Genomic DNA, 12,019 nt, shown 5'->3' with positions numbered 1-12,019 from the left:
TTAATCTAAATCTTTTATTTTCTCATCTGCTTTTTTACTGTCAAGTTTTTCCAAATTCGCCTCCATTTTTCGTATTTCTTCTTCTCCACTACGCACTAATTTTGCATCAATTTTGGAAAAATCTCCAGTTTTTTTATTTGGATATTCTACCTTAGAAAGTATAAAACGCAATAAATTTAATCTTGCTTTTTTCTTATCATCTGAAGAAATAATAGTCCAAGGACAAGTTGGAGTATTAGATGCTAAAAGCATAGAGTATTTAGCTAAAGTATATTTATCCCATAATTCTTGTGATTTTTGATCTACAGGAGATAATTTATATTGTTTAAGTGGATCACTTCGGCGTTTTTCAAAACGTTTTTTTTGCTCGTCTTTTGATACTGAAAAATAAAATTTAAAAAAAATAATATCACTATTTGAAATCATATTTTCAAACAAAGACACTTCTCTTAAAAAATCTTTATGTTGTTGCGGTGTACAAAAACCCATAACCGGTTCTACTCCTGCACGATTATACCAAGATCTGTCAAAAATCACAATCTCACCGGCCGAGGGCAAATGTGCTATATAACGCTGAAAATACCACTGTGTTTTTTCCACATCACTAGGTTTTTCAAGAGCCACAACGCGGCAACCACGCGGGTTTAAATGCTCAATCAAACGTTTAATCGCCCCACCTTTTCCAGCTGCATCGCGTCCTTCTATAAGTATAAGAACCTTTAAACCCTTGGCTTTAACATGATTTTGAAATTTCAAAAGCTCAATTTGCAAATTCTTTAAATCTTTTTCATATTCTATTGTACTTTTCTTTCTTTTAACAGAAATATAAATTTCATTCTTTTTAACAGCCCCTTGTGTTTTTGAAGAATTATTTTCTTGCATTTTCAAACCTTTATAAAGTATTTAAAGTAAATTTATCATAATAAATTATAATTGAAGCTAAAGATAAAGGAAAAATAAGTTTTTAGGAAATTTATGCGTATTTTTGGTATTATTTTATTAAGTTTTTGCTTATGTTTTGCTTCTATATTGTCTTTAAATGAAGCTTTTAATGTAAAATCAAACTCTTATAATAGTTCTATCTCAATTGATATTGAACTTGGAAAAGATATTTATCTTTATTCTAATAAACTTAAATTATATATAAATGAAAAAGATATAAGTTCTTTGATTAATCTACCTCAAAGCTCTACAAGAGGCAATGAAAATGTTTATTATCAAAAATTAAATTTAGCTTTGCCAAATTTACTACTAGAGCACTTTGCAAAAAATACTACAAATTTAATCAAACTCGAATTTCAAGGTTGTTCTGAACAAGGCTTGTGTTATAATCCTCAAACTTGGTACTTTGATCTCATTTCTAAAAAAGATACTTTTGAAATTTCAAAACCTTATAAAGCTCAAAAAACAGATAAAAAAACTAAAATTGAATCTGAAGAAAGCTCTATAGCAAATTTTTTAGCAACAGATAACTTTTTTTGGATTTTACTAAGTTTTTTTGGCTATGGACTTTTACTCTCCTTAACACCTTGTATTTTACCTATGATTCCGATTTTATCTTCTCTTATCATAGCAAAAAGTAATGCTAAATTTTCAAAAAAACATAGTTTTTTTCTCTCTTTTATCTATGTTTTTTTCATGTCTTTAGCCTACGCTATTGCTGGAGTTATAGCAAGTTTTCTAGGAGCAAGTATTCAAGGAATTTTACAAAAACCTATTATTTTAATTCTTTTTGCTCTAATTTTCATAGCTTTTGCTTTTGCTATGTTTGGAGCTTTTCGTTTCGAATTACCATTAAGATTTCAAACCTTTATACATAAAAAAAGCGAAAAAGGAAAGGGAGTTGTAGGTATAGCTATTATGGGATTTTTATCTGCTTTAATAGTAGGTCCTTGCGTAGCAGCCCCTTTAGCAGGTGCTTTAATTTATATAGCCAATACAGGCAATGCTTTATTAGGTGGTAGTGCGCTTTTTATCATGAGTTTTGGCATGGGTATACCTTTGCTTTTCATAGGCTTAGGATTAGGTTTTATTAAACCTAGTTTTTGGATGGAAAAAGTAAAAATTTTCTTTGCTTTTGTTATGTTGGCTATGGCTATTTGGATACTTTCTAGAATTATTGAAGAAAATTACATTTTAATTGCCTATGGAATTTTAGGTGTATTTTTTAGTGTTTTTATGGGAATTTTTGAAAAAAGTTTTACAATAATTTCTAAAATTAAAAAAAGTATTTTAATTCTTATTTTAGCTTATTCTCTAAGTATTTTCCTAGGGGGACTTTTTGGGGCTAAAAATTTCTTAAATCCTTTAAATTTCAATACTATATCTGCCTCAAAACCTGCTTTAAGCTATGATTATATCAACAATTTTGAACAATTAAAGCAAGAAATACAAACAAATACAAAGCCCATAATGCTTGATTTTACTGCATCTTGGTGTGAAAATTGCAAACTTTTAGATGAATTGACCTTTAGCGATGAAAGAATCATACAAAAAATGCAAAATTACAAACTTATCAAAGTTGATGTAAGCGAAAATAATAATGAACAAATTAAAACCATGAAAGAATTTAATGTTTTTGGCCCACCTGTTTTAATTTTCTTTGAAAATGGAAAAGAAAAATTAAAAATCACGGGTTTTATCAGTGCTGATGATTTATTAAAAAAACTAGAACCATGAAAATTCAAAGTTTGCAAATAGGGAAAATTAAAAACTATAAAAATTTCCAAAGCGCATTTATTAAAGATACTTACCTAGAAGAAACACAAATTGATTTTCTAGGTATTTTAGATGATCAAATAGCTGATAAAATTCATCATGGAGGCTACCATAAGGCTATTTTTGCCAACTCTTGTCAAAACTATCCTATATGGGAAAGATTTCTTAATAAAAAGCTAAATTTTGGCTCAATGGGTGAAAATTTGAGCATCGATGGGCTTTGTGAACAAAATGTTTGCATAGGTGATATACATCAAATTTCAAATGCAATACTGCAAGTAAGCGAACCTAGAAAACCTTGTGTAAAAATTTCTAAAATTCACAATAATCCAAATTTTACACATGAAATTTTTAAAACGGGCTTGAGTGGATGGTATTATAAAGTTTTACAAGTTGGACAAATACGAAAGCATGAAAATATTAAAATTTTAGAAAAAAATTCTACTTCACTTAGTGTATTTGAACTCAATCAACTTTTTTACTCCCCGCATCAAATTCTTAAGCAAAATCTGAATTTATTAGATAAATTAGAAAAATTAAACTCTCTCATATCTCAAAATTGGCACGAAACGATACACAAACGCTTAAAAAATACTTACGATATAAGCTATATGGATAGCTTATAAGTTTTTAAAGTTATTTTTAGGTAAAATAATTCTTTTTCGAAAGGATAATCATGCAAAGACAAACATGGAGTAGCACACTAACTTATATTCTAACAGTTGCTGGAGCAACCATAGGATTTGGAGCAACTTGGCGTTTTCCCTATCTTGTAGGAGAAAATGGTGGCGGTGCTTATGTATTAGTTTTTTGTATAGCTATGATTATCATAGGCATTCCTGTTATTTTAGTTGAAAATGTCATAGGCAGAAAAGCGATGACAAATAGCGTAGATGCTTTCAAACAAAAATGGCAAAGTATTGGATATATGGGACTTTTAGGAAGCTTTGGCATAATGGCTTACTACATGGTACTTGGAGGATGGGTTTTAGTTTATATTTGGGAATTAACCCTAGGGAATTTTAGTCTTGCCAATGTAGTAAGCAAAGAATTTACTCATCAGTTTTTTAACGACAAAATAGCCTTCAATCCTTTAGGAGTTGGTATTTTTACCACTGTTTTTGTAATTATTAATTATATTATTTTAAAAAGAGGCATTATAGATGGTATAGAAAAATCCGTCAAATTTTTAATGCCCTTATTATTTATCTGTCTTATTGTTGTTGTGGGACGCAATTTAACCCTTGATGGAGCTATAGCTGGAGTTAAATTTTATCTTGAACCTGATTTTAGTAAAATTTTATCATCAAAACTTTTAATCGATGTTTTAGGGCAAGTCTTTTTTGCTTTATCCCTAGGTTTTGGGGTGATGATAACACTTTCATCTCATCTTAATAAAAATGAAAATATGGCAAAAACCGCTATTTATACAGGGGTTTTAAATACCATTATAGCTGTTTTGGCTGGTTTTATGATTTTTCCAGCACTTTTCTCAGCAGGACTTGCTCCAGATAGCGGGCCTTCTTTGGTTTTTGAAACTTTACCTATAGCATTTTCTCATATCCATTTTGGTACCATTGTGTGTATTTTATTTTTTGTCTTACTCTTGATTGCAGCTTTAACCACAAGCTTGCCAATTTATCAAGTTATTATTAGCGTATTAGAAGAAAAATTTAAATATTCTAAAAATCTTTCTATTAACCTAACTCTAGGGTTTATCTTCATACTTGGCAATCTTCCTTGTATTCTAACTTATGGGCCTTGGCGTGATATTGTTATCATCAAAGGAAAAAACATTTTTGATAGTTTTGATTTCATTAGTGGAAATATTTTGTTTGTTTTAACTGCATTTTTTTGCTGCATTTATGTAGGTTGGATTTTAGGCAAACAAGAAAGTCTAAAAGAACTTAGCAATAACAATACACTTAAAAGTTCATGGTTTGGAATTTGGTTTTATTATGTAAAATATATAGTACCTTTGATTATTTTAATCATTTTTATCTATGGAATTTTAAACTAATTTTTTAAATTTATATCTCTCTAACATAGTGGAATTTCCTAAAATTCCACCTTGATGTATATAAAGCAATGGTTTTTTCCACTCTTGTTTTAATGCTATACTTAATCCTAAAATATCATACAACAAGTCAAATTCTATATTGCACTTTAACTTTAAATCCATGTAAAGCTCATAAAATTCTTTATACGGTCTAGCAAAGTGATATTTTTTATCACTTGTTAAAAATTCTAAATTTGAAAAATCATAGCTTGGATCTAATGTTAAAATTTGTTTTTTAAGATATTTAATATCACCTACACAAGCGCAAGTAAATACTTTAAATTTAGAATACTTTGCCAAAAAAGCTGCCGAAGTGCCTGTACCCGAAGGTAAAAAAATATCAAAATCAAGCTTTAAACTTTGACTTTGCATTTGAATTTCTTGAGCAAGCTCCATATAGCCATATTGAGCTTCTAAATTAGCCATGCCTTGTTCTATAAAAATATCATCTTTTTTACACAAAGACAAGGCAAATTGCTTTAAGGATAAAGAATGGATATTTTCTACAAAATCAACACCATTTTCTAAAGCTAAAGCATAGTTTCCACAAGGATTATTCTTAAGAAAAGTAGAAATTTTTTCACAAGCAAAAACAAGCTTATATGATCTTTGTTTAGCAAAAATACTTAATGCCGCCAAAGCATTACTTTGGCTTCCTCCATAACTTATAAAAGATTGATTTTTAGGATATCTTTGATGGATATAAAAAGCAAGTTTCCTAGCTTTATTTCCATTAATTTCTCCTAATAAATCATCTCTTTTAATATAAAATTCAAATCCGTTAAAATTGATTTTTTGTATAGGACTAATTGTTTTAATGAAATTCAAAGAATTTTTCTACATCTTTTAAAGCATTATCATTTTTAATGCTAAATTTTATCTCTATGCGACGACTCTTATCCTTATCTTCAACTCCGTTGACAAACACAGGATCTGAAAAAGAACGTCCACTTGCCATTAAAAGCTTTTGAAGCTTATCACTCTTATAAAAAGTATAGATAAAATTCATCACCTCATAAGCTCTTTTTTGCGACAAATCTAAATTATAAATATAAGATCCATCACTATCAGTATGTCCTTCAATAATGATATTTTCAATGTTAGAAAAAATTTTTGGATCTTCAAGAATAGCATCAAAATATTCGCTTAAGATTTTTCTCAAACTTGCCTTTGCTTCATTTTTTAACACATAAGAATCTTTATCAAAAAGTACTTCAGCAGGCAAAGAAATAGATCCTGTCTTTTCATCTATAGTGATATTATTATCAAGTTTGCTTTGCAATTCCTTGCTTAAATTTTCACGAATCAAACCAAGATTTTGCACCTTTTCTTTAGCTTTTTGAAAATCTTCTTGTAAATTTTTAAGCTCTTCATCTTTTTTCTCTAATTGACCTAGTAAAATCAAAATTTGCTTATCTTTATTATCTAAAGTTGAGTTCAAATCTTTACTTAACTGCTTGTAATTTGTAATATTAGCCTCTAATTCTGCTTTTTGAGAATTAGCAAGATTTAAAGCACTAGAAGCATTGTTTAAATCAGAACTTAGTTTAAACACTATAGCTTCTTTATTTCTAAGCTCTTCTTTGCTCTCCTCTAAGCGTGCCTCTTGTTTATTGAGATTGTCTTTAATTTCTTTTAAATCACTTTGAGTTAAAACATATTTTACAACAATAGCACCTATTAGCAAAATAAAAACAAACAGCAATCCTGCCATTAAATCAGCATAAGCTATCCAAAAATTGCTATCTTCTTTTGACTCATTTTTCATTTATTTTCTTTATCTTCATTTTTTAACTCATCATTGCTTTCTTGCTTAGATATTTCTGCTTGAATTTCATCTTGATTTTCTTCAGTCTTAGACTCTGAAAAATCTTCTATTTGTTTGGTTTCATTTTCTTTATTTTGATTTCCATCCCCAGAAAGCTTACTCATCATTTGACTTGTTTCTTCATCAAGTGCTTTCATTTCTTTTTTAAGCTCATCCATCATTTTGATTTTAGCATCGATACTTTTTTCTTCTTCATATACTTCCTTAAATTTATGCATACCTTCAAACAAGCTTGCTTTAAATCCCTCAAAAACCTTTTCTTGACTTTCCAACATTGCTTTTTCATAAAGTTCAAAATTTTTGCCAAAACGCTCTACTTTTTCATCGAATGCACTTAGCGTCTTATCAAGATGATGAATTTTATCACTACTGATATCGAGCAAGCGATTATATTGTTCTGACATTCTTGTATTGATTTCTTTCAAATTTTGATTGAGCAAACCTATGCCATTTAACATTTCACTATAAAGCTTTCCAAGATCGCGTTGATCTCTTTGTGCTTTACTAAGCTCACCCATGGTTTGTTTGATGTGTTCACTACTTAATCTAATAGCTTTTTCTTCTACATTTAGCATATCTTGAAAAATGCCAAATTTTCTATCAATAGCATGATCAAGCTCTGCAAAAAAATCATCATTGCTAACTTGTTTAAAAATTGCTCCAATTTTTTCAAAATGTTGCAAACTCTCAGTTAAATATCTTTGATCAAGCTCTTCTTTTGTCCAAAAAAATCCACTTGTAGCGTTTTTTTGACGATTTAGTAAACGATCTATTTTACTTTTACCATATTTTTCAAAAAACATCCACCATAATGCAAGAAAAATTCCATAAATTGAAACATAAAAAGCAGTTCCTACTCCACTTAACAAATCTGCAATTTCTTGTTCTAAAGCGGCTGTATCACTAGAACTAAAATTTGGCATTGAAAAAGCTATGCTGATAAAAGTTCCTAAAATTCCCATCATTGGAAAAATTGCCGAACCTATACTAGCAAAATTCTCATTTCTTGCACCTTTAATATATGTATAAGCAAAGTCATCAAAATTGGCATTTGATTTCGTGTCTTTCCCTATGGCAAGAAAATGCCTCATAATATGTCTTTTTAAAGCCTGTTTAAATTCATCTTTTTGTTGTTCAAAAATACTATACGCATACTCAGCACTATGTCTAGCAAAAATCAATGCTGTAAAAAAAATCACACCTGTCATAATAACCGTATGTAATTCAACCTTAAAGTCAATTACATTAAAATAACCTAATAAAATCAAAATATAAAGAAAAGCTGGAATAAAAATAATTTTAAAATAAACCAAAGAACCTCTTGCATCTTTGCCTTCAGGCAAAACAAGTTCTGAAATTTCATCTGATTTAATATCCATGAAACCAATACCTCATTAAAAATTTTATTTTAAAGATTGCTACTTAATTTGATAAAAATTTTTAAAACAAAATAAAACTAAGCCTTTAAAATGCTTAGTTTTTGTTTATACAGTTTAAATCTTCAAAAGCGACTTCAAGACGCTTTATCATGCTTTCTTCACCACTCCTTAACCAAACACGCGGATCATAGTATTTTTTATTTGGCTTGTCATCACCTTCTGGATTTCCAATTTGTCCTTGCAAATAAGCCCTATTTTTAAGTTCATATTCACGTACCCCATCCCAAAAAGCCCACTGGGTATCTGTGTCAATATTCATCTTGATTACGCCATAGCTTACTGCATCTTTAATATCTTTTAGCTCGCTACCGCTACCACCATGAAATACAAAATTTATAGGTTTATCATTTTTTAAAGCAAATTTATCTTTTACAAATTTTTGCGAATTTTTTAAAATTTCAGGTTGTAAACTAACATTTCCTGGCTTGTAAACTCCATGTACATTTCCAAAGCTTGCTGCGATTGAAAATTTATCACTAATTTTTCCAAGTCTTTCATATGCAAGTGCTACATCTTCTGGTTGGGTATAAAGCTTGGAATTATCAATGCCTGTATTATCCACTCCATCTTCTTCACCACCTGTACAACCTAGTTCTATTTCAAGTGCGACACCTAAAGCATCAAGTTTTTGAAGATAAACTTCACAAGTGTTAAGATTTTCTTCTAAACTTTCTTCGCTAAGATCAAGCATATGAGAACTAAATAAAGCTTGTCCATGGGTTTTTTTATATTGTGCATTTGCCTCAATAAGCCCATCAATCCAAGGCAAAAGTTTTCTTGCAGCATGATCAGTGTGTAAAATCACAGGTACACCATAAGCTTTAGCAAGTAAATGCACATGTTTAGCCCCACTAATTGCACCTAAAACTTCTCCATTAGGACAATTTTTTCCTGCATAAAATTTTGCCCCACCATTTGAAAACTGGATAATAACTGGAGAGTTAACTTTTTTTGCAGCTTCTAAAACTGCATTAATAGAATCAGTTCCTACAACATTAACAGCAGGGATAGCAAAACCCTCTGCTTTAGCATAATCATAAACTTTATTAAGCTCATCTCCGCTAATCACCCCTGCTTTTACAATGTCTAAAACACCCATTATTTATATTCCACTTTAGCACTATTTAAAAGATCTTGGCCTTTTTGATTGATAACTTTTTTAAATTCTTCAAATTTAAGTCCGTTTTCAATACCTTGTTTTACTTCATCAAATTTGATTTGACCTTTAGCCTGCGAATTTTCTTTTAAGATTACATGATAGCCAAAATTCGTTTTTATTGGAGTTGTAGTAATAGTACCATTTTTAAGTGCAAAAGCAGCATCTGTAAAAGGCTTTACCATAGTTGATTGATCAAACCAACCAAGCTCACCACCTTGGTTTTTTGAACCTGGATCAATTGATTTCTCTTTAGCAAGCTCACTAAATTTAGCATCTAGTTCTTTACCTTTTAAACCTTTAAGTTCGTTAATAATATCCTTAGCTTCTTTTTCTGTCGCTACTAAGATATGTTTTGCTTGCACTCTCGCAGGTTTTACGTATTTGTCTTTATTTTGATCATAAAAAGCTTTAACTTTAGCCGCATCAATTTTAATTGTATTTAAAATTTTCTCTTGATAAACATTAACAAGTATTGCATCTTTTGCACGATCAAGTTCTTTTGTGTATAAAGGATCTTTTTCTAAATTTTGTTTTTTAGCATCTTGCAAAATTAAGTCTTGCATAATATACTGCTGAATAAGAGCTTTTTTTTGATTATCTGGCAAAGTTTTAAAATCCTGTCCTCTAAGCATAGGGGCAAAAAATTCACTTACTTCTGTATCACTAATGCTCTTGCCATTAACAGTGGCTACTGTAGCTGCATTTACATTTAAAGCTACACCTGCAATCAAAGCTGCTGCAACTAAAGAAATTTTTTTCATTGGGTTTCCTTTTTAATAAAATGTATATAAAATCGATTATATCTAAACTTGGTTTAAAGCTAATTAACTAAAATTAAAAAATGAAAAGAAATTTAGAAATCAAAGAGCTTTTTTTAAAACATTTTGAGAAACCTGTAACAGAACTTAAATTTTCAAATTTATACGAACTATTAGTCTGTGTGATGCTTTCAGCCCAATGCACTGATAAAAGAGTTAATCTCATCACTCCTGATCTTTTTAAAGCTTATCCTGATATCAAATCTCTTGCAAATGCAAATTTATCAAGCCTTAAAACCTACATACAAACTTGTTCATTTTTTAATAATAAAGCACAAAATCTTATAAAAATGGCAAAATCAGTTTGTGAAAATTTTGACGGAGAAATTCCCCTTGAAGAAGAGAAATTAAAATCCTTAGCAGGCGTGGGACAAAAAACCGCCCATGTGGTTTTAATAGAATGGTGTGGAGCAAATTTCATGGCTGTAGATACTCATGTTTTTAGAGTTTCTCACCGCTTAGGACTTAGCAAAGCAAAAACTCCAGAAGCTACAGAAGAAGATTTAACACGCATATTTAAAGATAATCTTAACTATCTTCATCAAGCCATGGTTCTTTTTGGACGCTACACTTGTAAAGCTAAAAAACCTTTATGTAAAGAATGTTTTTTAAATCATCTTTGCAAAAGTAAAGATAAGGAACTTAAATGAAAATTTTCATCTTTTTACTCGCTATATTTCTTAATATTTTCGCCTTAGAATCTTACGAGCCTAGTGCTGTTTTTTCTTCTTATTTTAACAACATAAATTGCTCGCAAATCTTAGATAAGTTTTTTTATCTAAATTGCTATGATTATAAACTCAAAGGTACAAAAGCCGTTGCTTATAAAGTAGAAGCTTCAAATTTAAAAAATAAACAAATTAAAAAACGCCCTCGCTTTGAAGATGATACAAATATTCCTAAAAAATACCGCACTACTTGGAGTGATTATAAAAACAGCGGCTACACGCGAGGACACACTGCACCCAATGCTTCTTTTAGCTTTAGTAAAGCTGCCCAAAATTCAGTATTTTTAATGAGTAATATTACCCCACAAAATGCGCAAATAAATAATATAATTTGGAATGAAATCGAACAAAGAGAAAGAAATTTGGCTTTAAAATTTCAAAGTATTGAAGTTTTAAATTTAGTACTTTACGATAAAGAACCACAATACATTAAAAACCGTATTGCTATACCAAGTTTTTATGTAAAAATTATTAAAACTCCGAAATTTAAAGAATGCTATCAAGTACCAAACCACGAAGTAAATGATGAAAATATTAAACAGTATCAAATAAATTGTGATAAATTTTAAGGTATAAATTATGGAGATAAATGCTCTTACAATAACCACTCTTTATATCATAGGTATTTCCGCAGAAGGAATGACAGGGGCTTTAGCTGCAGGACGCCATAAAATGGACCTTTTTGGAGTTATTTTTATTGCTCTCGTAACAGCAATTGGAGGTGGAAGCATACGAGATGTGCTTTTAGGACATTATCCTTTAACTTGGGTTAAACATCCTGAATATATTATTTTAATCTGTTTTTGCGCCCTTATAGCCACAAAAATTCCACGTGTAGTAACCAAACTTGAAACTTTATTTCTAACTCTTGATGCTATAGGACTTGTTGTTTTTAGCATACTTGGAGCTCAAATAGCCATAGATCAAAATCATGGGTTTATCATAGCCGTTGCTGCTGCTGTAATTACGGGTGTTTTTGGTGGAATTTTAAGAGATATTTTATGTATGAGAATCCCTTTGGTATTTCAAAAAGAAATTTATGCAGGAATTGCCATAATTGCAGGAGCAATCTATTATTCTCTAATAATGTGGCTTGAGCTTAATGCTCTAGTTTGCACACTTTTAACTCTTTTTATAGGAGTTATTGCAAGGCTTTTAGCTATCAAATATCAATGGTCTTTACCTATTTTTTCTTATAATGAAGAAAAATAATTTATCGTTGCTTTATACAAGTTTGCTAAGATGCTAAAAATTTTTAGGAGATTGATAA

General features: G+C 29.9%; 12 protein-coding genes. 6 read left to right on the top strand and 6 right to left on the bottom strand.

Going from position 1 to position 12,019, the window contains the following annotated elements:
- The gene (ppk2, locus tag AJN64_RS05015) at positions 1–882 is read right to left on the bottom strand and encodes a polyphosphate kinase 2 (protein WP_053872584.1); all 882 of its coding nucleotides are present in this window, start codon (positions 880–882) and stop codon (positions 1–3) included.
- A 93-nt stretch (positions 883–975) separates the two neighbouring features.
- On the opposite strand from ppk2, the gene AJN64_RS05010 reads away from it, so the two are divergent.
- The 3 genes from AJN64_RS05010 to AJN64_RS05000 are packed head-to-tail and all read left to right on the top strand — an operon-like array spanning position 976 to position 4,738.
- The gene (locus AJN64_RS05010) at positions 976–2,679 is read left to right on the top strand and encodes a protein-disulfide reductase DsbD family protein (protein WP_070209854.1); all 1,704 of its coding nucleotides are present in this window, start codon (positions 976–978) and stop codon (positions 2,677–2,679) included.
- Positions 2,676–3,344 (top strand): MOSC domain-containing protein, encoded by a 669-nt coding sequence (locus tag AJN64_RS05005; RefSeq protein ID WP_070209853.1) that lies wholly within the window; start codon positions 2,676–2,678, stop codon positions 3,342–3,344. The genes AJN64_RS05010 and AJN64_RS05005 overlap by 4 nt, the downstream gene beginning before the upstream one ends.
- A 50-nt stretch (positions 3,345–3,394) precedes the next feature.
- On the top strand, positions 3,395–4,738 hold the full coding sequence (locus AJN64_RS05000; RefSeq protein ID WP_070209852.1) for a sodium-dependent transporter: 1,344 nt from the start codon (positions 3,395–3,397) through the stop codon (positions 4,736–4,738).
- Here AJN64_RS05000 and AJN64_RS04995 read toward each other — a convergent pair.
- From AJN64_RS04995 to peb4, 5 genes are all read right to left on the bottom strand, one after another.
- Positions 4,730–5,605 carry a 1-aminocyclopropane-1-carboxylate deaminase/D-cysteine desulfhydrase gene (locus tag AJN64_RS04995; protein ID WP_053872869.1) on the bottom strand — a complete coding sequence of 292 codons (876 nt, stop codon included), beginning with the start codon at positions 5,603–5,605 and terminating at the stop codon, positions 4,730–4,732. The genes AJN64_RS05000 and AJN64_RS04995 overlap by 9 nt on opposite strands.
- On the bottom strand, positions 5,592–6,545 hold the full coding sequence (locus AJN64_RS04990) for an OmpA family protein (RefSeq protein ID WP_002852313.1): 954 nt from the start codon (positions 6,543–6,545) through the stop codon (positions 5,592–5,594). Before AJN64_RS04990 ends, AJN64_RS04995 begins: the two co-directional genes overlap by 14 nt.
- On the bottom strand, positions 6,542–7,984 hold the full coding sequence (locus AJN64_RS04985) for a MotA/TolQ/ExbB proton channel family protein (protein WP_053872868.1): 1,443 nt from the start codon (positions 7,982–7,984) through the stop codon (positions 6,542–6,544). Before AJN64_RS04985 ends, AJN64_RS04990 begins: the two co-directional genes overlap by 4 nt.
- 94 nt (positions 7,985–8,078) lie before the next feature.
- Positions 8,079–9,143, bottom strand: coding sequence for a class II fructose-bisphosphate aldolase (gene fbaA / locus AJN64_RS04980; RefSeq protein ID WP_053872867.1), 1,065 nt, complete (start codon positions 9,141–9,143; stop codon positions 8,079–8,081).
- Complete coding sequence (gene peb4 / locus AJN64_RS04975) at positions 9,143–9,964, bottom strand: peptidylprolyl isomerase PEB4 (RefSeq protein ID WP_002931939.1); 822 nt, start codon at positions 9,962–9,964, stop codon at positions 9,143–9,145. Before peb4 ends, fbaA begins: the two co-directional genes overlap by 1 nt.
- Positions 9,965–10,044: 80 nt before the next feature.
- Here peb4 and nth point away from each other — a divergent pair, with 80 nt between their 5' ends.
- Genes nth through AJN64_RS04960 form a run of 3 tightly spaced genes read left to right on the top strand, consistent with a single transcriptional unit; the run spans position 10,045 to position 11,961 of the window.
- The gene (gene nth, locus AJN64_RS04970; protein WP_044779333.1) at positions 10,045–10,671 is read left to right on the top strand and encodes an endonuclease III; all 627 of its coding nucleotides are present in this window, start codon (positions 10,045–10,047) and stop codon (positions 10,669–10,671) included.
- Positions 10,668–11,318 (top strand): DNA/RNA non-specific endonuclease, encoded by a 651-nt coding sequence (locus AJN64_RS04965; RefSeq protein ID WP_044780003.1) that lies wholly within the window; start codon positions 10,668–10,670, stop codon positions 11,316–11,318. The genes nth and AJN64_RS04965 overlap by 4 nt, the downstream gene beginning before the upstream one ends.
- Positions 11,319–11,328: 10 nt before the next feature.
- Entirely contained in the window at positions 11,329–11,961 is a 633-nt protein-coding gene (locus AJN64_RS04960; protein WP_002861298.1) for a trimeric intracellular cation channel family protein, read from the top strand.
- Positions 11,962–12,019 lie beyond the last annotated feature (58 nt).

It is taken from the genome of Campylobacter sp. BCW_4332 (genome assembly GCF_001763175.1).
Taxonomy (GTDB): domain Bacteria; phylum Campylobacterota; class Campylobacteria; order Campylobacterales; family Campylobacteraceae; genus Campylobacter_D; species Campylobacter_D jejuni.
Note: the sequence above shows the minus strand (reverse complement) of the source record. Positions and strands in the feature narration are given on the sequence as shown.